Genomic DNA, 22,262 nt, shown 5'->3' on the forward strand with positions numbered 1-22,262 from the left:
GACGGGCACCGGTTCACGCCACCGCGCGCCGCGCCCAGTCCACCTCTGCCGCCCGACTCTCCGGCGCTGGCCACCCGTTGACCACCGCCAGGAGTTCCAGGTAGCGCTCCCGCCGGGGGTCCGCCATCGCCGCCAGTCGCTCGGCCAGCCGGCCACGCACCGCTCCGGCGTCTCCCGGCACCGTCCCTGCGGATCGCTGCACCATCCCCGCGTATCGCTCCACCAGGGCCGCGACCGCCTCCGCCGCCTCCGGCGACCCCGGATCCAACCCCGCCGCGACCGCGGGCCCGACCGACTCCCGTACCGCGACTGCGAGTCCGGGTCGCGGCGGACCGGAACCGACCTCCGCCGCTTCCCCCTCCGCGAGCCCACGCAGCAGTTCCCGGAACCCGTCGTCCCCCGCCAGCTGCGCCAACTCCACCCAGGCCTCGACCTGGTCGGCCGTCGGTTCCTCCGGCAGCTCCGGCGTCAGCGAGCGCGCCACGCCGGCGAACAGACCCTCCCCCGGCCCGGCATCACCCGGCCCGACATCACCCGGCCCGGCGAACACCCCCGTGAGGAACTCCCCGATCAGACGGTTCCGTTCGTCCTCCGACAACTGCGCCAACCGGTGCACGAGCGTCAACTCCTCGGGTGTCGACCCGCGCCGGGCCACCGCCCGCAGGACCGCCTGCCGCACCCGCAGCAGCCGGATCCGGACGTCGAGCGCCTCGGCGTGCGCCGCGGCGACCGCGGGCAGGGTGAGTTCGCGCTCCAGCACCGTCCGGATCACGGGCAGTCCGAGCCCGAGTTCCCGCAGGGTGCGGACCAGGTCCAGGCGCGCGACGGCGTCGACGCCGTACCGCCGGTGGCCGGCCGGGTTGCGGCCGGTCGGCGACACGATCCCCCGGTCCGAGTAGAAGCGGACGGCCTTGACCGTCAGCCCCGTCCGTCGGGCCAGCTCACCGATGGTGTACGTCGCGTCGCCGTTCATGGCCGCCACTCTGCCGCCTCCCCCTACGGGAGATGCAAGCACCCAGGACCAAGCGCACCACCCACGCGGAACCACCCACGCGGGACGGCCCGCCGGAACTGCCCGATCAGGCCGTCCGACGCAACAGCGCCAGGTACATCGCGTCCGTCCCGTGCAGGTGCGGCCAGAGCTGCACGTCCGGGCCGTCGCCGAGTGCGGGGACGCCGGGCAGCAGCGGGCGCGCGTCGATCCACTCGACCCGGCCGCCTTCGGCTCGCAGCACGTCGTCCACGACGGCCCGGGTCTCCGCGAGGTGCGGCGAGCAGGTGGCGTAGCCGACCACGCCGCCGACCCGGGTGGCTTCGATCGCCGAGCGCAGCAGGTCCCGCTGGAGCGGGCCGAAGGCCGCGACGTCGGCGGGCCGGCGCCGCCAGCGCGCCTCGGGGCGGCGGCGCAGCGCTCCCAGGCCGGAGCACGGCACGTCGACCAGCACCCGGTCGAAGCTGTCCGCCTGCCAGGCGGGACGGGTGCCGTCCGCCGCGATCACCGTGTACGGGCCGGGGTTGCCCTGCAGTGCCCGCGCCACCAGTCGGGCCCGGTGCGGCTGCTTCTCGCTCGCGACCAGCGCCGCCCCGCGTTCGGCGGCCAGCGCGCCGAGCAGCGCGGCCTTGCCGCCGGGGCCGGCGCAGCCGTCCAGCCAGATCCGGTCCGGGCCGTCCAGCGGGGCGCTCGCCAGGGCGAGTGCGACCAGCTGGCTGCCTTCGTCCTGCACGCCGGCCCGGTTCTCCTGCACGGCCGCGACCGAGCCCGGATCGCCGCCCTCGGCGAGCCGCAGTGCAAACGGCGACCAGCGCCCCTGCTCGGCCTCGGGCAGCGCCTCGGCCAGCTCGCCGACAGTGGCCCGGCCGGGCCGGGCGACGAGGGTGACCTCGGGCCGCTCGTTGTCGGCCCGGAGCAGTTCCTCGATCGCGGTGCGTCCGGAGGCGTCCGGCTGCCAGCGGCCGAGGGAGTCCCAGAGCGCGGAGACCACCCAGCGCGGGTGCGAGTGGACGACGGCCAGGTGGTCCTCGGCGTCCTTGTCGTACGGCGGGGCGACCCGCTGGATCCAGGCGTCCAAGTCGTGGGCGCTGATCCGGCGCAGCACGGCGTTGACGAACTTCGCCTTGCCGTCGCCGAGCACGACCCGGGCGAGTTCGACGGTCGCCGAGACGGCCGCGTGGCTGGGGATCCGAGTGGTGAGCAGCTGGTGGGCGCCGAGCGAGAGCACGTCCAGGACCGGCGGGTCGACCTTGCCGAGCGGCCGGTCGATGCAGGCCGCGATGATCGCGTCGTAGGTGCCCTGCAGGCGCAGCGTGCCGTAGACGAGTTCGGTGGCGAGCGCGGCGTCGCGCCGGTCCATGCCCTTCTGCTCTGCCTCGCGGAGCAGCGAGGGCAGGATCAGGTTGGCGTACGCGTCCCGCTCGTCGACGGCGCGCAGCGCGCGGAACGCGACGATCCGGGCCGGGTCCTTCTTCGGACGGCGGTGCGGGCGGGGGGCGCGCTGGGTGCCGGGGGTGCTGCTGGGCGTGCTCATTTTGTGTGCCTCAAGGTGCTGCGGGGGTTATCGACGGTCAACGATATCCCCTGCGGGACGTGCCGCCCGAAGCCTCCTCCGCGCCGCGACCCGGGTGGAGCCCCCCGCGGGAGGGGGCTCCACGAACGCGTAGGGGTACGGGTACGGGTCCCGCTGCGCGCGGACGGTCCTTTCGGACGGTGCGTCAGCCCGTCTCGCAGAGGGCGAGCGCCTTGGCTCCGTCCACGCCCACCGCGACGACCTCCCAGGTGTTGCTCTGGTCGGCCGAGGGGGCGTTCCGGGACACCAGCACCGACGGTGCCGCACCGGTGCCGGCATCGACCTGGACGGGCCCCAGGTCGAAGCCTCCCGCGATCAGGAGGGTGTTCTGCGGGCAGGTGGCGGAGGAGAGCGTGCCAGAGGCGGCCGGCTCGCCGGAAACCACCGTGGTGGTCGCGGCGCCGACCGGAGGAGCGGTCGCCAGTCCATAGGTCGCGGTCACCAGTAGTGCACCGGCCATGGCGGTCCAGATACGCGGGCTCGTCCAGGCGATTCGGGCCATTGGGATCAGCCTTCCTGGTGAGGAATCCCCCACTCGGACCAAGGTAGGTCCACCCGCCGCGGCTCGCGCGGCGAGCCGCACCTCCCCCGGACGCTCAGCCCTCGGAGCCGGTCCCGAACCGCTCCCCGGCCTCCAGTCGGGCGCCGCGGGCCCAGTCCGCCGCCCGCATCTCCTTCTTGCCCTGCGGGCGGACCTCGCCCAGCTCGACGTCGTGGCTGCCGGTCCCGACCCGCACGCTGTTCTTGCCGGCCATCGCCACCTCGCCGGGCGCCAGCTCGGCCGACTCCGGCAGCAGCTTCACCGGCCCGGTGACCTTCAGCCGCTCGCCCCGGAACTCCGTCCACGCCCCCGGCGCCGGCGCGCAGCCGCGCACCACCCGGTCGACCCGCAGTGCGGGGTGGTTCCAGTCGATCCGCGCGTCCTCGACGCTGATCTTCGGCGCGAGCGTGATGCCGTCGGCCGGCTGCGGCACGGCGTGCAGGGAGCCGTCCTCGATGCCGTCAATGGTGGCGGTGAGCAGCCGCGCGCCGGAGTGCGAGAGCCGGGTGAGCAGTTCGCCGCTGGTGTCGGCCGGGCGGATCTCCTCGGTGATCACGCCGTAGACCGGGCCGGAGTCCAGACCCTGCTCGATCAGGAAGGTGGACGCCCCGGTGACCTCGTCGCCCGCCAGCACCGCGTGCTGGACCGGGGCCGCGCCGCGCCACGAGGGCAGCAGCGAGAAGTGCAGGTTGACCCAGCCGTGCTTGGGGATCTCCAGGGTGCCGGGGCGCAGCAGCGCGCCGTAGGCGACCACCGGGCAGCAGTCGGGGGCGAGTTCGTTGAGCCGGGCGACGAACTCCGGGTCGCTGGGCTTCGCCGGCTTGAGGACCTCGATCCCGGCCTCCTCGGCGCGCTGGGCGACGGGGCTGGCGACCAGCTTGCGTCCGCGCCCGGCGGGGGCGTCGGGGCGGGTGACCACCGCGACGACTTCGTGCCGGTCGGAAGCGAGCAGGGCGTCCAGGGCGGGAACGGCGACCTCGGGGGTGCCGGCGAAGACGAGACGCATCAAGTGCCTTTCTGCAAGAGGGAGTTCGGAAAGCCGGGCGGGAGGGTCAGCGCGCGGCGCCGAAGGTGCTGTGCGGGGAGACCTTGACGACGGGCGCCGGTCCGGCACCCCAGTCCGCCTCCCGGATCGCCTTCAGCGCGGCCTTGCGCTGCTCGCGGTCGAGCCGGTCGATGAAGATGATGCCGTCCAGGTGGTCGGTCTCGTGCTGGATGCACCGGGCGAGCAGCTGGGTGCCCTCCAGGGTCACCGGCTCGCCGTGCATGGTGAAGCCCCTGGCCACCACGCCGTGGGCGCGCTTGGTGTCGTAGCGCAGGCCGGGCAGCGAGAGGCACCCCTCGGGGCCCTCCTGCTCGTCCTCGCTGAGCGACAGGTCCGGGTTGATCAGGTGCCCGGTGACGCCGTCCACGTGGTACGTGAACACCCGCAGGGAGACGCCGAGTTGGGGTGCGGCAAGGCCGGCGCCGGGGGCGTCCATCATGGTCTCGGTGAGGTCGCGGACCAGGTTGCGCAGTTCCTTGTCGAACACGGTCACCGGCTGGGCGGTGGCCCGCAGGACGGGGTCTCCGAAGAGGCGGATCGGCTGGATCGCCACGGGGTACGGGCTCCTGTCCGTCGAGGTGTCGGGCGTCCGGGAGGACTGCGGGCAGCGGCTGTTCCCACCAAGTCTATGCAACGCGCCGGCCCCTCCCCCCATGCCCTCGGAGCCGCCGGAACCGCACTGGCATAACCCGACTCTGCCGAGCGGCGTTACCCCGGCCCCCGATTCGGCGTTGGTCAAGAGAGATTGACCAGGGCCGGGCGCACGGGACACCGCGCCCCGGCCGAGCTGAACCGTACGGAAGGTGGCACGTAGGCCATGGCCGAGCAGATCAACCACGACGCCCGCGCGCGGGCGAGCCTGCACCTGCTGGTACGGGACATCGAGCGGGTGAGGCGCCAGGTCGACGCGCTGCGGACGCTCACCGCCCAACTGGGCAACGTGTACCGGCCGCGCCGCCCCAGCACCTCGGCCGGCTTCGTGGTGTACGGGCGAGCGCCGGCGCCGACCGTGCGCCTGGCGCAGGAGTTGCGGGAGAGCGTGGAGACCCTGGTGGCGGCCGCGGTGGAGTTCGACCGGGCGCTGGGCTTCTCCTGGGACTCGGTCGGCTCCGCCCTCGGGGTCACCAAGCAGGCCGTGCACCGCCGCTACGGCATGCGCCGCCCGACCAGCGAGCTCCTGGCCGCCGGTGGCGCCGTCCCGGGCCCGAGCCGCCCGGACCGCTCCGAGGACCTGCCCGCCGCGCCCACCGGCGGCCTGGCCGCGACGGTCCCGGCGGCCCGCCAGGGCGGACTGGACCGCAGCAGCCTGGAGCGTGCCGCCATGGACCGCGGCGCCATGGAGCGCGGCGCGCTGGACCGCACCCCCGTCGACCGCACCCCCATCGACAGCATCGACCGCATCGACCGATCCGGCATCGACCGCACGACGCTCGACCGCAGCACCACCGTCGACCGCACCGGCATCCCGCTGCGCGGCTGACCCCACCACACCACGCACCACCGCACACCGCACACCGCACACCGCACACCGCACACCGCACGAACGACCGGCCGCCCCGGGGCGGGGTGGCCCACTCACCCCGCCCCCACCACCGCCCATTCGCCCGGCCCGCCGCCACCACCCACCTGCCCGGCCCGGCCTCCCGGCTCACCCCCACCGCTCCTCGGCCGAAGTGTTACCCGACCGACCCCGCGCCTCGCCCGACCGACCCCGCACGTCGCCTGACCGACCCCGCACCCTCATCCGGCCGGCCGGCCCCGCACCTCACCCGATGTCCGTCGGATCCATCCGCACCCGCACCGGCTCCGGCGTCCGCAGCGCGATCCGCGCGATCTGCGCCGCCTTGAGCGCCGCCGCCAGCGCCGCCCCCTGCCCGGGCGCCACCCGCAGCAGCGCGCGCTCCTGTTCCTCCCCCCGCAGCGGCGCCGCCGGCACCGGCCCGAGCACGTCAGCCCCCTCCGGCAGCCGGATCAGCCCCAGCAGGTCGGCGACCGCCGCCGGGCTCCCGCTGACCGAGGCCATCCGCGACACCGGCGGGAAGTGCAGCTGCGCCCGTTCGTCCCGCTCCAGCCCGGCGTGCCCGAGCGGGTCCCAGCGCACCAGCGCCTGGACCGGACGGGCCGACGGCTCGGCGACCACGACCACCGCGCCGCCCTCCGCCGAGGACCGCACCAGCGCGGCGGCGGCCAGCCAGAGCCTCAGCGTCTCCTCGCCGGCCCGCAGGTCCGGCCGGCTCAGCAGCGCCCACCCGTCCAGCAGCAGCGCCGCCCCGTACCCTGCACCACCCTCGACCACCGGCTCGGCACCCGGGGTCGAGATCACCAGCGAGGGCTCGTCGGGCACGGTCGCCAGCACCGCCTCCCGCCCGGAGGTGCGGACCGGGATCCGCGGGAAGGCCTTGCCGAGTTCCTCTGCGGTGCGCCGGGCACCGATCACCTGGGCCCGCAGCCGGAACGACCCGCACTCGGGGCAGTGCCAGTCCTTCTCCGCCTCGCCGCACCAGCCACAGGTCAGCGCGGCGTCCGCCGAGGGCGCTTCCAGCGGCCCCTCACACCGCCGGCACCGCGCCGGGGTGCGGCAGCGCCCGCAGGCCAGCCGGGGCACGTAGCCGCGCCGGGGCACCTGGATGAGCACCGGGTGCCCGGCCGCGAGTGTCTCCCGGGCCGCGTCCCAGGCCACCGAGGGCAGCCGGGCGGCCTGCGCGGCCGCGTCGCGGTGCTGGTCCTGGTCGGTGACGGTCCGCACCCTCGGCGCGACCTGCCGCACCGTTTCCCGGTCGGCGACGAGCGGGCGCGCCCAGCCGGTGCTGACCAGCTGCGCGCCCTCGACGGTCACCGCGTGCCCGCCGAGCAACACGGCCGCGCCCTCCTCGGCGGCGCGCAGCAGCGCCACCTCCCGGACGTGCGGGTGCGGGGAGCGTGGGTCGCTGTGGCTGCCGTCCCCGTCCGACCAGACGACGACCAGCCCGAGGTCGCGCACCGGCGCGAACATGGTCGCGCGGGTGCCGATGGCGGCGTGCACCGAGCCGCGGCTCACCGCGAGCCAGCGCTTGTACCGCTCGCGCGGGCCGAGGTCGGCTTCCAGGGCCGTGTGCATCCCGGGGCCGAGCAGTTCGGTCAGTGCCTGGTCGACCCGGGCCACCGAGCGCCCGTCCGGCAGCACGACCAGTGCCCCGCGCCCGCCCGCCAGCGTCGCCGCGACCGCCCGCGCGATCTCGTACGGCCAGCCGGGCCCGGGCAGCGCCGCCCACACCGCGCGCGGCGCACCGCCGCCGGCCAGCGCCGCCAGGAAGTCGGGGCCGGCCGGGTAGCGCTGCCAGCTGCCGGGGGCCGGGACGGCCGGGCGGGGCAGCCGCGGCGGCGAGGGCTCGGCCTCCGCCTTGGCGTGCCGGGGCGGGACGGCCAGCTGCAGCACGTCGGCGAGCGTCCCGGCGTACCGGTCGGCGACGGTCCGGCAGAGCCGGAGCAGTTGCGGGGTGAGCACCGGTTCGGGCGACAGCACCTGTGCCAGCGGGGCGAGCGGCCCGGCGAAGTCGCTCTTCTCCAGCCGGGCGACGATGAACCCGTCGTGCAGTTCCCCGCCCTCGCGCTGCCCCTTCACCACGCGCGCGCCGAACCGCACCCGGACCCGGACGCCCGGCTGGGCCTCCTCGGCCATGCTCTCCGGCACGGCGTAGTCGAAGAACTTGTCGATGGTGAGCACGCCCTTGTCCACCACGACCCGGGCCACCGGCAGGTGCTCGGCCCGCTTCGCGCCGCGCCAGCTGCGCGGCTTGGCCCGCTTGACCGTCTCCCGGATGAACGCCAGCTGCTCCGGCTCGGCGGCCCCGTTGTCCCCTGTGCTGCTCATCGCCACCAAGTACTACCAGGTCACACCGACACCGCGCACACAGCCGCACACACGCCCACACGCCCACACGCCCACACGCCCACGCAGCCGGACGCCCGCCCGCAGCGACGCCCACCCGTCCCCCCTGCCCACCAGACGCACGAAGCGGCGCCCACCCCCGAACGGGGGCGGGCGCCGCCTGGAGTGCTGGGGACGTCAGTCCTGCACGGCAGCCTTCAGCTGATCCACCCGGTCGGTGCGCTCCCAGGTGAAGTCCGGCAGCTCACGGCCGAAGTGGCCGTACGCGGCGGTCTGGGAGTAGATCGGGCGCAGCAGGTCCAGGTCGCGGATGATCGCGGCCGGACGCAGGTCGAAGACCTCGGAGACGGCCTTCTGGATGGAGAGGACCGGCACGGTCTCGGTGCCGAAGGTCTCCACGAACAGGCCGACCGGCTCGGCCTTGCCGATCGCGTACGCGACCTGCACCTCGGCGCGGCTGGCGAGGCCGGCGGCGACGATGTTCTTCGCCACCCAGCGCATCGCGTACGCGGCCGAGCGGTCCACCTTGGACGGGTCCTTGCCGGAGAAGGCGCCGCCGCCGTGGCGGGCCATGCCGCCGTAGGTGTCGATGATGATCTTGCGGCCGGTGAGGCCGGCGTCGCCCATCGGGCCGCCGATCTCGAAGCGGCCGGTCGGGTTGACCAGCAGGCGGTAGCCCTCGGTGGTCAGCTTGATGCCCTGCTCGGCCAGCGCCTTCAGCTCCGGCTCGACCACGAACTCGCGGATGTCCGGGGTGAGCAGCGACTCCAGGTCGATGTCACTGGCGTGCTGGGTCGACACGACCACGGTGTCCAGGCGGACGGCCTTGTCGCCGTCGTACTCGATGGTGACCTGGGTCTTGCCGTCGGGGCGCAGGTACGGGATGGTCCCGTTCTTGCGGACCTCGGTGAGCCGTCGCGAGAGCCGGTGGGCCAGGGTGATCGGCAGCGGCATGAGCTCGGGCGTCTCGTCGGACGCGTAGCCGAACATCAGGCCCTGGTCGCCGGCGCCCTGCTTGTCCAGGTCGTCCTCGTCACCCTCGACGCGGGCCTCGTACGCCGTGTCCACGCCCTGCGCGATGTCGGGCGACTGCGCACCGATGGACACCGAGACGCCGCAGGAGGCGCCGTCGAAGCCCTTCTTGGAGCTGTCGTAGCCGATCTCCAGGATCTTGTCCCGGACGAGCTGGGCGATCGGCGCGTACGCCTTGGTGGTCACCTCGCCGGCCACGTGCACCTGGCCGGTGGTGATGAGCGTCTCCACGGCGACCCGGGAGGTCGGGTCCTCGCGCAGGAGGGCGTCAAGGATGGTGTCGCTGATCTGGTCAGCGATCTTGTCGGGGTGGCCCTCGGTGACGGACTCCGAGGTGAACAGGCGGCGAGACACAGCGCTCCCTGGGGTTGCAGCGGCTGCTGACTGAAGTTCCCGTGACCGGTGAACTCCGGAAAGACTTGATTCCTGGAGTCTAACGGTCTGCTTCCGCCGAACGTCACCCACTTCAGCATTTCTCGAGCGTCACGCAGCGCCTTCCGATCAGTTGCCGCCCGTTTCCAGCCCCTTTGCGACCAGGTCCCAGATCACGTCCGCGAGCGCCTCCTTCGGGCCCACCGGAACGGCGGTCTCACTGCCGTCCGAGCCCAGGACGACGGCCTCGTTGACGTCCGTGCCGAAGGCCTTGCCGTTGCCGACCTCGTTCACCACCAGCAGGTCACAACCCTTGCGGGCGAGCTTCGCGCGGCCGTTGGCGAGCACGTCGTCGGTCTCCGCCGCGAAACCCACGACCAGTTGGCCCGAACGGGGCCGGTGGGCCGACAGCTCGGCCAGAATGTCGGGATTGCGGACCAGCGCCACCGGGGCCTGCTCGACCCCCTCGACCTTCTTGATCTTGCCGGTCGCGTACTCGGCGGGCCGGAAGTCGGCCACCGCCGCGGCCATCACCACGGCGTCCGCGTCCGCAACCGCCTTCAGCGCGGCCTCGCGCAGTTCCAGCGCGGTCGAGACGTGCACCACGTCCACCCCGGCCGGATCCGGCAGCTCGGCGTTGGCCGAGAGCAGCGTCACCCTGGCCCCGCGCGCCGCGGCCGTGACCGCGAGCGCGTAGCCCTGCTTGCCCGAGGAGCGGTTGCCCAGGTAGCGCACCGGGTCCAGCGGTTCCCGGGTGCCGCCGGCCGAGACCACCACGTGCCGGCCCGCCAGGTCGTGCGGCACCGCCCCGCCGCGGCGCAGCACCGCCCGGCAGGCGTCGAAGATCGCGGACGGCTCCGGCAGCCGCCCCTTGCCGGTGTCCTTGCCGGTGAGGCGGCCGACGGCCGGCTCCAGCACGATCACGCCACGGCGGCGCAGCGTGGCGACGTTGTCCCGGGTGGCCGGGTGCTCCCACATCTCGGTGTGCATGGCGGGCGCCACCACGACCGGGCAGCGGGCGGTGAGCAGCGTGTTGGTGAGCAGGTCGTCGGCGAGGCCGTGGGCGGCCTTGGCGATCAGGTCGGCGGTGGCCGGGGCGACCACGACCAGGTCGGCCTGCTGCCCGATCCGCACGTGCGGCACCTCGTGCACGCGCTCCCAGGTCTCGGTGGCGGCCGGGCGGCCGGACAGTGCGGCCCAGGTCGCCTCGCCGACGAAGTGCAGCGCGGCATCGGTGGGCACCACGGTGACCTGGTGGCCGGACTCGGTGAACCGGCGCAGCAGCTCGCACGCCTTGTACGCGGCGATCCCGCCGCTCACACCGAGGACCACGCGGGGGGCGTCCGCACCAGCGTTCATCTACCGGCCTTTCTCCGCTTCGGGAACCCGCCCACCCTACGACCCCTCAGCTCCCGCCCGCGCGGCACCCCACCCCGACGACCCGCGCGGCACCCCTCCCCGACGACAGGGGCACCCCACGCCGACGCACCCGGGAGACGACGACGGGAGGGCCCGGCGGAAACGATTCCGCCGGGCCCTCCCGGAAAAACAGCGGCTGACTCAGGCAGCCTCGATCGCCTCGGCGGTCAGCATGCCCGCGTTGATCTCGCGCAGCGCGATCGACAGCGGCTTCTCGTGCACGTGGGTGTCGACCAGCGGGCCGACGTACTCCAGCAGGCCCTCACCGAGCTGCGAGTAGTACGCGTTGATCTGGCGCGCGCGCTTGGCGGCGTAGATCACGAGGCTGTACTTCGAGTCGGTGGCCTCGAGCAGCTCGTCGATCGGCGGGTTGATGATGCCCTCGGGCGCGGTCATGGAAGAGGACACGCGAAAACCTTCCGAAAGGGTGGAAAAGACAGACAGGTCAGGCTACACCGAGCAAGGCTAGCAGTTCGGCCGCTACCTGCTCGACGGAGGTGTTGACAAGGGTCGTGTCGAACTCGGGCTCGGCGGCGAGCTCGATCTTGGCGGCGTCGAGCCGCTTCTCGATCACGTCCTGCGACTCGGTGCCCCGGCCGGTGAGCCGGCGGACCAGCTCGTCCCAGCTCGGCGGAGCCAGGAACACCAGCTGCGCCTCGGGCATCGACTCGCGCACCTGCCGGGCACCCTGCAGGTCGATCTCCAGGAGCACGGGTTCGCCGCGCTCCAGCTTCTCCAGCACGGCCGCGCGCGGGGTGCCGTAGCGGTTCCCGGCGAACTCGGCCCATTCCAGCAGCTCGCCGTTGGCGATCAGCTTGTCGAACTCGTCGTTGTCGACGAAGTGGTACTGGACCCCGTTCTTCTCGCCGGGCCTCGGGTGGCGGGTCGTCGCCGACACCGAGAGCCAGACCTCGGGGTGCATCTTCCTCATATGAGCGACGACCGTGCTCTTGCCGACCCCCGAGGGGCCGGAGAGCACGGTCAGCCGCGGACGCTCACTCATGCACCGATTATCCCGGATCGCGGAGGATGACGGGACCACCGGGGCACGGTCAGGCGGCACCCCCGCCGAACTCCCGCTCCAGGGAGGCGATCTGGTTGGTGCCGAGACCCCGGACACGCCGGCTCTCGCTGATGCCGAGGCGCTCCATGATCTGCTTGGCACGAACCTTGCCGACGCCCGGAAGGGACTCCAGCAGGGCCGAGACCTTCATCTTGCCGATGACGTCGTTGTCGGCCTTGCCGGCCTTGATCACCTCGTGCAGGGAGGCGCCGGAGTGCTTGAGCCGGTTCTTCACCTCGGCGCGCTCCCGGCGAGCCTCGGCGGCCTTGGCAAGCGCGGCGGTGCGCTGTTCAGGGGTAAGGGGCGGAAGAGCCACGCCGTTCACCTCAGGGTGTGGATGGAAGGGATTGAGCTATGACTGGTTTGGTACCCAGGACACCGCCCGCAAGAGGAACCACAAGGCCCTGACCTGCGGAAGCCACGAAATTCGCGGCTCTCCGATGACCTATCGCCGGACACTACCCGTATTGCGGCGCCACGTCAGGAAAAGAACACGAAAAGTCCTGGTCAGCCAAGGCCGACCAGGACTTTCCAGGGCAAAATGACCGCGATTGCGAAACTTTGACGGGGTCTGTGTGACGGCGCTCACGTCGCCCGCGCGACGCCGCCACCGTCCTGCGGACACTCCACAGGGTCACCGACCGGCTACCGGCGGGGCGCCTTCCGCAACCCGCCGGACACTCCGGGGTGCTTGACGGCCGCCCGTTTCCCGCTCCCGAACGCGCCCGCCCGGTCCACCGGAGGACGTCCGTCCGGCGTCCGTCCGCGCGCCGGACGGACGCCGTCCCGCCTACTTGACGGCGTCCGCGAACTCCCCGACGAAGCGCTCCGCCGCCTCGCGCAGCGCGGCCACCGAGGGGCCGTGCTTGAGCACGTCCCGGCTGACGCTCGGCACCACGTTGGTCACTGCGGCGCCGAACACCCGCGGCAGGTCCGCCATGGTCGCGCCCTGGGCGCCGATCCCCGGGGCGAGCAGCGGGCCGTTGATGGCCAGGTCCACGCCCGCGTCGGCCAGCGTCGCGCCGACCACCGCGCCGAAGGAGCCCAGCGGCGCGGCACCCGCGTTTTCGGCCGCCAGCTGCCGCAGCACCGAGGCCGCGACCGGCTCGCCGTCCGCGCCCACCGCGCGCTGCACCTCGGCGCCCTCCGGGTTGGAGGTGAGCGCCAGCGCGAACACGCCGCAGCCCTGCTCCCGGGCCAGGTCCAGGGCCGGGCGCAGCGAGCCGAAGCCGAGGTACGGGCTGACCGTGACGGCGTCCGAGAACAGCGGGCTGCCGGGCGACAGGAACGCCTCGGCGTAGGCCGCCATGGTGGAGCCGATGTCGCCGCGCTTGGCGTCCATCAGGACCAGCGCACCGGCGGCCCGGGCCTCCTCGACGGACTTCTCCAGCACCGCGACACCCCGGCTGCCGAAGCGCTCGAAGAAGGCGGCCTGCGGCTTGAGCACGGCCACCCGGTCGGCCAGCGCCTCGACCACGGTGCGGCTGAAGGTCTCCAGGCCGGCCAGGTCGTCGCCGAGTCCCCAGGACGCCAGCAGGGAGGCGTGCGGGTCGATGCCGACGCAGAGCTGGCCGCGGGTGTCGAGGGCCTGGCGCAGCCGGGCGCCGAACGGGGCGAGGGTCATGTCGTCACTTTCCGAGAGGTCCGAGAGGTCCGAGGGAGTCGAGGAGGCCGAGCGCTCCGACCGGGCCGAGGGGTCCGCGGAGCCGAGGGAGCCGGGGCGTGCGGGATGCGTCCGGGGTGGTGCGGCGGTCACGAGCTGCGCACGGCGCTGCCGACCGCCGAGGCGAGGTCGCGGAAGCCCGCAGCCCGGATCCGGCCGGACAGGCCCTTGTGGATCCGCCGGCACCAGAACGGGCCCTCGTAGATGAAGGCGCTGTAGCCCTGGACCAGGTCGGCGCCGTGGACGATCCGCTGCCAGGCGTCCTCGGCGGTCTCGATGCCGCCGACCGAGACCAGGGTCAGCCGGCCCCCGGTCCGGGCGCGCAGCCGCTGCAGGACCTCCAGGGCGCGGGCCTTGAGCGGGGCCCCGGACAGGCCGCCCATGCCGATCTCCTCGACCCGGCCGGCGTCGGTGAGGAGGCCGTCGCGGCCGATCGTGGTGTTGGTGGCGATGATGCCGTCCAGGCCCAGTTCCAGGGCGAGGTCGGCGACCGCGTCGACGTCCTCGTCGGCCAGGTCGGGGGCGATCTTGACCAGCAGCGGCACGTGGTGCGCGGTGGTGCGGTCGGCGGCCTCACGGACGGCGGCGAGCAGCGGGCGCAGGTGGTCGACGGCCTGGAGGTTGCGCAGCCCGGGGGTGTTCGGCGAGCTGACGTTGACCACCAGGTAGTCGGCGTACTTGGCCAGCCGCTCGGTGGACTTGACGTAGTCGGCGACCGCGTCGGCCTCCTCGACGACCTTGGTCTTGCCGATGTTGACGCCGATCACCGGGGTGGAGCTGGTGTGCGGGCGGGCGGCGAGGCGGGCGGCGACCCGGGCGGAGCCCTGGTTGTTGAAGCCCATCCGGTTGATCAGCGCGCGGTCCTCGACCAGGCGGAACAGCCGGGGCGCCGGGTTGCCGGGCTGGGGCTCACCGGTGATGGTGCCGATCTCGACGTAGTCGAAGCCGAGCATGGCCAGGCCGTCGATGCCGACGCCGTTCTTGTCGAAGCCGGCCGCGAGGCCGAACGGGCCGGGCAGGTCGAGGCCGAGGGCGCGAGTGCGCAGGGCGCGGTCGCGCGGGGCGAGCGCCAGCCGCACCAGGCTGCGCAGGCCCGGCACCGAGGAGGCGAGACGGATCCAGAAGAAGGCCAGGTGGTGGGCCTTCTCGGGGTCCATCTTCTTGAAGACGAGGTCGAACAGGATCTTGTACAAGGGGGGTCAACTCCCGGGGCGACGAGCGGAATCGGGGCGCAGCCCGTCGAAGGAAGGGCGGTGGCGGGTGACGGGCGGGCACAGGAGTGGGGGGCACCCGACTGGCTTCGGTGCCCCCCACTGCGGTGGTGCTACTTGCGGCCGGCGTTGATCAGCTCGGCGTGCTCCTGGAGCGACATCACCCCGACCTCGTCGCGCAGCAGCCGGTCGATGCCCTGGACGGCCGCGCCCATCGCCTGGACGGTGGTCAGGCAGGGAACCGCGCGGGCCACGGCCGCGGTGCGGATCTCGTAGCCGTCGAGGCGGCCACCGGTGCCGTACGGCGTGTTGATGATGAGGTCGACCTCACCGTCGTGGATCAGCTGGACGATGGTCCTCTCGCCGTTCGGGCCCTCGCCCTCGCTGTGCTTGCGCACCACGGTGGCGGGGATGCCGCCGCGCTGCAGCACCTCGGCGGTGCCGGTGGTGGCGAGCAGCTCGAAGCCGAGGCCGACCAGCGCCCGGGCCGGGAAGACCAGGTTGCGCTTGTCACGGTTGGCGACCGAGACGAAGACCTTGCCCTTGGTCGGCAGCGCGCCGTAGGCGCCGGTCTGGGACTTGGCGTAGGCGGTGCCGAAGACCTTGTCGATGCCCATGACCTCACCGGTCGAGCGCATCTCGGGGCCGAGGACGGTGTCCACCCCGCGGCCGTGCACGTCGCGGAAGCGGCTCCACGGCATCACGGCCTCCTTGACCGCGATCGGCGCGTCGGCGGGCAGCGTGCCGCCGTCGCCCTCGGCCGGGAGCAGGCCCTCGGCGCGCAGCTCGGCGATGGTGGCGCCGAGCGAGACGCGGGCGGCGGCCTTGGCCAGCGGCACGGCGGTCGCCTTGGAGGTGAACGGGACGGTCCGGGAGGCGCGGGGGTTGGCCTCCAGGACGTAGAGGATGTCACCGGAGAGGGCGAACTGGATGTTGATCAGGCCGCGCACCCCGACACCGCGCGCGATGGCCTCGGTCGAGGCGCGCAGGCGCTTGATGTCGTGGCCGCCGAGGGTGATCGGGGGCAGCGCGCAGGCGGAGTCGCCGGAGTGGATGCCGGCCTCCTCGATGTGCTCCATGACGCCGCCGAGGTAAAGCTCGGTGCCGTCGTAGAGCGCGTCGACGTCGATCTCGACCGCGTCGTCCAGGAAGCGGTCGATGAGCACCGGGTGCTCGGAGATCAGACCGGCGTGCCGCTCCAGGTAGGAGGCGAGCGAGGCCTCGTCGTAGACGATCTCCATGCCGCGGCCGCCGAGCACGTAGGACGGGCGGGCGAGGACGGGGTAGCCGATCTCGTCCGCGATCGCCTTGGCCTCCTCGAAGGAGAACGCGGTGCCGTGCTTGGGCGCGGGCAGGCCGGCGTCGCGCAGGACGCGGCCGAAGGCGCCGCGCTCCTCGGCGAGGTCGATCGCCTCGGGCTGGGTGCCGACGATCGGCACGCCGTTGTCCTTGAGCGCCTGGGCCAGGCCCAGCGGGGTCTGGCCGCCGAGCTGGACGATCACGCCGGCGAGCGGGCCGGCCTGCTGCTCGGCGTGGACGATCTCCAGCACGTCCTCCAGGGTGAGCGGCTCGAAGTAGAGCCGGTCGGAGGTGTCGTAGTCGGTGGAGACGGTCTCCGGGTTGCAGTTGACCATGACGGTCTCGTACCCGGCCTCGGCGAGCGCGAAGGACGCGTGCACGCAGGAGTAGTCGAACTCGATGCCCTGGCCGATGCGGTTCGGGCCGGAGCCCAGGATGATCACGGCGGGCTTGGAGCGCGGGGCGACCTCGTTCTCCTCGTCGTAGGACGAGTAGAAGTACGGGGTCTTGGCGGCGAACTCGGCGGCGCAGGTGTCGACGGTCTTGAACACCGGGCGGATGCCGAGGGCGTGGCGCACCTCGCGGACCACGTCGGCCTTCAGGCCGCGGATCTCGCCGACCTGCACGTCGGAGAAGCCGTGCCGCTTGGCGTGGCGCAGCAGGTCGGGGGTGAGCTCGGCGGCCTCGGCCAGCTCGCCCGCGATCTCGTCCAGCAGGAAGAGCTGGTCGACGAACCACGGGTCGATCTTGGTGGCCTCGAACACCTCCTCCGGGGTGGCGCCGGCCCGGATCGCCTCCATGACGGTGTTGATCCGGCCGTCGGTCGGGACGACCGCCTTCTCCAGCAGTTCGGCCTTGTGGCCCACCGGGCCGGTCCAGGAGAACTGGGAGCCCTTCTTCTCCAGCGAGCGCAGCGCCTTCTGCAGCGCCTCGGGGAAGTTGCGGCCGAGGGCCATGGCCTCGCCGACCGACTTCATGGTGGTGGTCAGCGTGGCGTCGGCGCTCGGGAACTTCTCGAACGCGAACCGCGGCACCTTGACCACGACGTAGTCGAGGGTCGGCTCGAAGGAGGCCGGGGTCTCCTCGGTGATGTCGTTCGGGATCTCGTCCAGGGTGTAGCCGACGGCCAGCTTGGCGGCGATCTTGGCGATCGGGAAGCCGGTGGCCTTGGAGGCGAGCGCCGAGGAGCGAGAGACGCGCGGGTTCATCTCGATGACGATGACCCGGCCGTCCTCGGGGTTGACGGCGAACTGGATGTTGCAGCCGCCGGTGTCGACGCCGACCTCGCGGATGACGGCGATGCCGATGTCGCGCAGGATCTGGTACTCGCGGTCGGTGAGGGTCATCGCCGGGGCGACGGTGATCGAGTCACCGGTGTGCACGCCCATCGGGTCGAAGTTCTCGATGGAGCAGACGACCACGACGTTGTCGTGCTTGTCGCGCATCAGCTCCAGCTCGTACTCCTTCCAGCCGAGGATGGACTCCTCCAGGAGCACCTCGGTGGTCGGCGAGAGGGTCAGGCCCTGGCCGGCGATGCGGCGCAGGTCCTCCTCGTTGTGGGCGAAGCCGGAGCCGGCGCCGCCCATGGTGAAGGAGGGGCGGACGACGACCGGGTAGCCGCCGAGCGTGTCGACGCCGGCGATCACCTCGTCCATGGTGTGGCAGATGACCGAGCGGGCGGACTCGCCGTAGCCGATCTTGGTGTTGACGGCCTCGACGACGCCCTTGAAGAGGTCGCGGTCCTCGCCCTTGTTGATCGCCTCGACGTCGGCGCCGATCAGCTCGACGCCGTACTTCTCCAGCGTGCCGGCCGCGTGCAGCGAGATCGCGGTGTTGAGCGCGGTCTGCCCGCCCAGGGTCGGCAGCAGCGCGTCGGGGCGCTCCTTGGCGATGATCTTCTCGACGAACTCCGGGGTGATCGGCTCGACGTAGGTGGCGTCGGCGATCTCCGGGTCGGTCATGATCGTGGCCGGGTTGGAGTTGACCAGCACGACCCGCAGGCCTTCGGCCTTGAGGACCCGGCAGGCCTGCGTGCCCGAGTAGTCGAACTCTGCGGCCTGGCCGATCACGATCGGGCCGGAGCCGATGACCAGGACGGACTTGATGTCGGTGCGCTTAGGCACGCTGGCCCTCCATGAGCTTCACGAAACGGTCGAAGAGGTAGGCCGCGTCGTGCGGGCCGGCAGCAGCTTCGGGGTGGTACTGCACGCTGAAGGCGGGGACGTCGAGCGCCTGCAGGCCCTCGACCACGTCGTCGTTCAGGCAGACGTGGGAGACCTCGACCCGCCCGTAGGGGGTGTCGCTCACCTTGTCCAGCGGGGCGTTCACGGCGAAGCCGTGGTTGTGGGCGGTCACCTCGACCTTGCCGGTGGTGCGGTCCTGCACCGGCTGGTTGATGCCGCGGTGGCCGTACTTGAGCTTGTAGGTGCCGAAGCCCAGGGCGCGGCCGAGGATCTGGTTGCCGAAGCAGATCCCGAAGAACGGGGTCTTGCGCTCCAGCACGCCCTGCGCGACGGCGACCTGGTGGTCGGCGGTGGCCGGGTCGCCCGGGCCGTTGGAGAAGAAGACGCCGTCCGGCTCGACCGCGTAGACGTCCTCCAGGGTGGCGTTGGCCGGCAGCACGTGCACCTCGATGCCGCGCTCGGCCATCCGCTGCGGGGTCATCGCCTTGATGCCGAGGTCCAGCGCGGCCACGGTGAAGCGCTTCTCACCGATCGCGGGCACCACGTACGGCTCGGTGGTGGCGACCTCGGCGCACAGGTCGGCGCCCTTCATCTCGGGCGACTGCTGCACCCGGGCGAGCAGGGCGGCCTGGTCGGCCAGCGCCTCGCCGGAGAAGATGCCACAGCGCATCGCGCCCCGCTCGCGCAGGTGGCGGGTCAGCGCGCGGGTGTCGATGCCGCTGATGCCGACGACGCCCTGGTTGACCAGTTCCTCGTCGAGCGAACGGCGGGAGCGCCAGTTGGAGGCGACCCGGGCGGGGTCGCGCACGACGTAGCCGGCGACCCAGATCTGCTTGGACTCGTCGTCCTCGTCGTTCCAGCCGGTGTTGCCGATCTGCGGGGCGGTCATCACGACGACCTGGCGGTGGTACGACGGGTCGGTCAGGGTCTCCTGGTAGCCGGACATGCCAGTGTTGAAGACGGCCTCGCCGAAGGTCTCGCCGGTGGCGCCGTAGGCCTGGCCGCGGAAGGTCCGGCCGTCCTCCAGGACGAGCACGGCGGGGACGCGTTCCCGCCGTTGGCGCTGCGTGGTGGGGGCAGGTGCGGTCATTGCGCGGCCTCTTCCGTCATCTTCGTCTGCGTGCGTGTTGCGAGGTGGGTGATCGCCTCGACCCAGGCGGCGTGCTCGTCGGGGTGGTCGGCCCGGAAGCCGGAGTCCAGCTCGATCGTTTCGGTGGGGGTCCCCCCGGCCGAAGGCTGGGTGAGCGTCCAGGTGACGACGAGCAGCCCGGACGGGACGACCTTGCCGGCGATCCCGGAGTCGGTGCGGGCACCGGTCAGGTGCGCCGCCGGGATCCAGAAGTCGACGTCACCGGGGCGGCGGACCAGCAGGCCGTCCTCGCCGAGGGTGAGGTCGGCCCGGCTGCGGGTGCCCAGGCCGTGCGCGACGACCCGGTCGAGCCAGTTCCCGGCGGTGGTCGTGCCGTGGTAGCGGCCGCTGGTCTCCAGGATGGTGCGCCCGGCGCGATCCGGCACGGCGGGCAGCAGCGGGATGCCGGACTGCAGGGTGCGGCGCCAGTTCCAGCCCTGGCGCATCAGCCAGTAGACGAGGCCGATCACGATCAGCAGGCCGATCGACCAGCCGATGTACCCGGGCCAGTTGGTGACCTTCGCTTGCTCCTTGGCGAGCGTGGCGTAGTCCATCACGCGTCGCCGTCCTGCTCGACCGGCTCGCCGGCCAGCACCGTGGCGCGCCCGCGCAGGAAGGTGGCGTGCACCCGTCCGGGCAGGTCGAGGCCCTTGTAAGGGGTGTTGCGGCTACGGGTGGCGAAGGTGTCCGGGTTCACGGCACCACGGTACGCGGGATCGAACAGCACCAGGTTCGCGGGCTCACCCACCGAGATCGGCCGGCCGTGCCCGGTGAGACGGCCGATCCGGGCCGGACGGTGCGACATCCGGTCGGCGACGCCCTCCCAGTTCAGCAGGCCGGTCTCGACCATGGTCTGCTGGACGACCGACAGCGCGGTCTCCAGGCCGACCATGCCCATCGCGGCCACGGCCCACTCGCAGTCCTTGTCCTCGGCCGGGTGCGGCGCGTGGTCGGTGGCGACGGCGTCGATGGTGCCGTCGGCGAGCGCCTTGCGCAGCGCCTTGACGTCCTCGGCGGTGCGCAGCGGCGGGTTCACCTTGTACACCGGGTCGTAGGAGCGGACCAGCTCGTCGGTGAGCAGCAGGTGGTGCGGGGTGACCTCGGCGGTGACGTCCCAGCCCTTGGCCTTGGCCCAGCGGATGATCTCGACCGAACCGGCCGTGGAGACGTGGCAGACGTGCAGCCGGGAGCCGACGTGCGCGGCGAGCAGCACGTCGCGGGCGATGATCGACTCCTCGGCGACGGCCGGCCAGCCGCCGAGCCCGAGCTCGCCGGAGACCTGGCCCTCGTTCATCTGGGCGCCCTCGGTCAGCCGCGGCTCCTGGGCGTGCTGGGCGACGACGCCGTCGAAGGCCTTGACGTACTCCAGGGCGCGGCGCATCAGCACCGCGTCGTCCACGCACTTGCCGTCGTCGGAGAAGACCCGCACGCCGGCCGCGGACTCGTGCATCGCGCCGAGCTCGGCGAGCTTCTTGCCCTCCAGGCCGACGGTGACGGCGCCGACCGGCTGCACGTCGCAGTAGCCGGCCTCCTGGCCGAGCCGCCAGACCTGCTCGACCACGCCGGCGGTGTCGGCCACCGGGGTGGTGTTGGCCATCGCGTGCACGGCGGTGAAGCCGCCCATCGCGGCGGCCCGGGTGCCGGTGAGCACGGTCTCGGCGTCCTCGCGGCCGGGCTCGCGCAGGTGGGTGTGCAGGTCGACCAGGCCGGGGAGCACGACCAGACCGGTGGCGTCGATCTCGATGTCCGCCTCGACCGCCAGGCCGGTGCCGATCTCCTTGACCACGCCGTCGGCGAGGAGGAGGTCCTGCGGGGCGCCGCCGAGGATCTTGGCGTTGCGGATCAGGTAGGTGGTCACTGCGCGGTCTCCACGGTCTCGGTACGGGGGGCGTCGGCGGGGGCGTCGGCGGGGGTGGCTCCGCCGAGCAGCAGGTAGAGCACGGCCATCCGGACGGAGACGCCGTTGGCGACCTGCTCGACCGCGGTGCAGCGCGGCGAGTCGGCGACCTCGGCGGTGATCTCCATGCCGCGGACCATCGGGCCGGGGTGCATCACGATCGCGTGCTCGGGCAGCCGGGCCAGCCGGTGGCCGTTCATGCCGTAGCGGCGGCTGTACTCGCGCTCGGTCGGGAAGAACGCGGCGTTCATCCGCTCGCGCTGGACCCGCAGCATCATCAGCGCGTCCGTCTTGGGCAGCACCGCGTCGAGGTCGTAGCTGATCTCGCAGGGCCACCCGGCTGCGCCGGTTTCGGGATTGGGTTCGATGCCGATCGGCAGCAGCGTCGGCGGGGCGACGAAGGTGACCTGGGCACCGAGGGTGTTCAGCAGGTGGACGTTGGAGCGGGCGACCCGGCTGTGCAGGACGTCGCCGACGATCGTCACCCGGCGGCCCTCGAGGTCGTGGCCGGAGCCCGGGTTGAGGTGGCGGCGCATGGTGAAGGCGTCGAGCAGCGCCTGGGTGGGGTGCTCGTGGGTGCCGTCACCGGCGTTGATCACACTGCCGTGCAGCCAGTCGGACTGGGCCAGCCGGGCCGGTGCGCCCGAGGCGTGGTGGCGGATGACCACCGCGTCGGCGCCCATGGCCTGCAGGGTCAGCGCGGTGTCCTTGAGGCTCTCGCCCTTGGAGACCGAGGAGCCCTTGGCGGAGAAGTTGATGACGTCGGCCGAGAGGCGCTTCTCGGCGACCTCGAAGGAGGTCTTCGTCCGGGTGGAGTCCTCGAAGAAGAGGTTGACGACGGTGCGGCCGCGGAGCGTGGGCAGCTTCTTGACGGCCCGCCCGGAGAGCTGGGCCAGCTCCTCGGCGGTGTCCAGGATCAGCAGCGCGTCGTCGTGGCTGAGATCGGCGGCGGAGACGAGGTGGCGCTTCACGCGGG

At 72.8% G+C, this 22,262-nt stretch carries 18 protein-coding genes and 1 pseudogene; 1 reads left to right on the top strand and 18 read right to left on the bottom strand.

Annotation, left to right across the window (positions count from 1 at the left end):
• Nucleotides 1–13: 13 nt before the first annotated feature.
• The 5 genes from AB0D10_RS28950 to def form a co-directional block, all read right to left on the bottom strand.
• Nucleotides 14–973 carry a MerR family transcriptional regulator gene (locus AB0D10_RS28950; protein ID WP_360261895.1) on the bottom strand — a complete coding sequence of 320 codons (960 nt, stop codon included), beginning with the start codon at nt 971–973 and terminating at the stop codon, nt 14–16.
• Nucleotides 974–1,079: 106 nt separating this feature from the next.
• Complete coding sequence (locus AB0D10_RS28955; RefSeq protein WP_360261896.1) at nt 1,080–2,525, bottom strand: transcription antitermination factor NusB; 1,446 nt, start codon at nt 2,523–2,525, stop codon at nt 1,080–1,082.
• A gap of 184 nt (nt 2,526–2,709) precedes the next feature.
• Entirely contained in the window at nt 2,710–3,024 is a 315-nt protein-coding gene (locus tag AB0D10_RS28960) for a hypothetical protein (RefSeq protein ID WP_360261897.1), read from the bottom strand.
• A 136-nt stretch (nt 3,025–3,160) separates the two neighbouring features.
• Nucleotides 3,161–4,111 carry a methionyl-tRNA formyltransferase gene (gene fmt / locus AB0D10_RS28965; RefSeq protein ID WP_360261898.1) on the bottom strand — a complete coding sequence of 317 codons (951 nt, stop codon included), beginning with the start codon at nt 4,109–4,111 and terminating at the stop codon, nt 3,161–3,163.
• A gap of 46 nt (nt 4,112–4,157) precedes the next feature.
• The gene (def, locus tag AB0D10_RS28970) at nt 4,158–4,703 is read right to left on the bottom strand and encodes a peptide deformylase (protein ID WP_360261899.1); all 546 of its coding nucleotides are present in this window, start codon (nt 4,701–4,703) and stop codon (nt 4,158–4,160) included.
• Between the two features lie 264 nt (nt 4,704–4,967).
• Between def and AB0D10_RS28975 the strand changes: the two are divergent.
• A pseudogene (locus AB0D10_RS28975) lies at nt 4,968–5,324 on the top strand (hypothetical protein); the annotation flags it as partial.
• Nucleotides 5,325–5,915: 591 nt separating this feature from the next.
• Here AB0D10_RS28975 and AB0D10_RS28980 read toward each other — a convergent pair.
• The 13 genes from AB0D10_RS28980 to AB0D10_RS29040 form a co-directional block, all read right to left on the bottom strand.
• Nucleotides 5,916–8,000 (bottom strand): primosomal protein N', encoded by a 2,085-nt coding sequence (locus tag AB0D10_RS28980; RefSeq protein WP_360261900.1) that lies wholly within the window; start codon nt 7,998–8,000, stop codon nt 5,916–5,918.
• Between the two features lie 195 nt (nt 8,001–8,195).
• Nucleotides 8,196–9,404 carry a methionine adenosyltransferase gene (gene metK / locus AB0D10_RS28985; protein WP_360261901.1) on the bottom strand — a complete coding sequence of 403 codons (1,209 nt, stop codon included), beginning with the start codon at nt 9,402–9,404 and terminating at the stop codon, nt 8,196–8,198.
• A gap of 147 nt (nt 9,405–9,551) precedes the next feature.
• On the bottom strand, nt 9,552–10,781 hold the full coding sequence (coaBC, locus tag AB0D10_RS28990; RefSeq protein ID WP_360261902.1) for a bifunctional phosphopantothenoylcysteine decarboxylase/phosphopantothenate--cysteine ligase CoaBC: 1,230 nt from the start codon (nt 10,779–10,781) through the stop codon (nt 9,552–9,554).
• A 201-nt stretch (nt 10,782–10,982) separates the two neighbouring features.
• The gene (rpoZ, locus tag AB0D10_RS28995) at nt 10,983–11,249 is read right to left on the bottom strand and encodes a DNA-directed RNA polymerase subunit omega (protein ID WP_030240625.1); all 267 of its coding nucleotides are present in this window, start codon (nt 11,247–11,249) and stop codon (nt 10,983–10,985) included.
• Nucleotides 11,250–11,286: 37 nt separating this feature from the next.
• Nucleotides 11,287–11,844 (bottom strand): guanylate kinase, encoded by a 558-nt coding sequence (gene gmk / locus AB0D10_RS29000; RefSeq protein ID WP_360261903.1) that lies wholly within the window; start codon nt 11,842–11,844, stop codon nt 11,287–11,289.
• 49 nt (nt 11,845–11,893) lie between these two features.
• On the bottom strand, nt 11,894–12,220 hold the full coding sequence (gene mihF, locus AB0D10_RS29005) for an integration host factor, actinobacterial type (RefSeq protein WP_030056187.1): 327 nt from the start codon (nt 12,218–12,220) through the stop codon (nt 11,894–11,896).
• A 474-nt stretch (nt 12,221–12,694) separates the two neighbouring features.
• Nucleotides 12,695–13,528: an orotidine-5'-phosphate decarboxylase gene (gene pyrF / locus AB0D10_RS29010; RefSeq protein ID WP_360261904.1), complete on the bottom strand. Its 834-nt coding sequence runs from the start codon at nt 13,526–13,528 to the stop codon at nt 12,695–12,697.
• A gap of 128 nt (nt 13,529–13,656) precedes the next feature.
• Entirely contained in the window at nt 13,657–14,760 is a 1,104-nt protein-coding gene (locus AB0D10_RS29015; RefSeq protein ID WP_360261905.1) for a quinone-dependent dihydroorotate dehydrogenase, read from the bottom strand.
• Nucleotides 14,761–14,891: 131 nt separating this feature from the next.
• A complete protein-coding gene (carB, locus tag AB0D10_RS29020) occupies nt 14,892–18,200 on the bottom strand; it encodes a carbamoyl-phosphate synthase large subunit (protein ID WP_360261906.1) in 3,309 nt (1,102 codons plus the stop codon).
• Nucleotides 18,193–19,350, bottom strand: a complete 1,158-nt coding sequence (carA, locus tag AB0D10_RS29025) for a glutamine-hydrolyzing carbamoyl-phosphate synthase small subunit (RefSeq protein WP_360261907.1) — start codon at nt 19,348–19,350, stop codon at nt 18,193–18,195. Before carA ends, carB begins: the two co-directional genes overlap by 8 nt.
• The gene (locus AB0D10_RS29030; protein WP_360261930.1) at nt 19,347–19,943 is read right to left on the bottom strand and encodes a hypothetical protein; all 597 of its coding nucleotides are present in this window, start codon (nt 19,941–19,943) and stop codon (nt 19,347–19,349) included. Before AB0D10_RS29030 ends, carA begins: the two co-directional genes overlap by 4 nt.
• Nucleotides 19,943–21,247, bottom strand: a complete 1,305-nt coding sequence (locus tag AB0D10_RS29035) for a dihydroorotase (RefSeq protein ID WP_360261908.1) — start codon at nt 21,245–21,247, stop codon at nt 19,943–19,945. The genes AB0D10_RS29030 and AB0D10_RS29035 overlap by 1 nt, the downstream gene beginning before the upstream one ends.
• A complete protein-coding gene (locus tag AB0D10_RS29040) occupies nt 21,244–22,257 on the bottom strand; it encodes an aspartate carbamoyltransferase catalytic subunit (protein WP_360261909.1) in 1,014 nt (337 codons plus the stop codon). Before AB0D10_RS29040 ends, AB0D10_RS29035 begins: the two co-directional genes overlap by 4 nt.
• Nucleotides 22,258–22,262: the final 5 nt, after the last annotated feature.

The sequence above is a fragment of the Kitasatospora sp. NPDC048545 genome (genome assembly GCF_040651155.1).
GTDB lineage: Bacteria > Actinomycetota > Actinomycetes > Streptomycetales > Streptomycetaceae > Kitasatospora.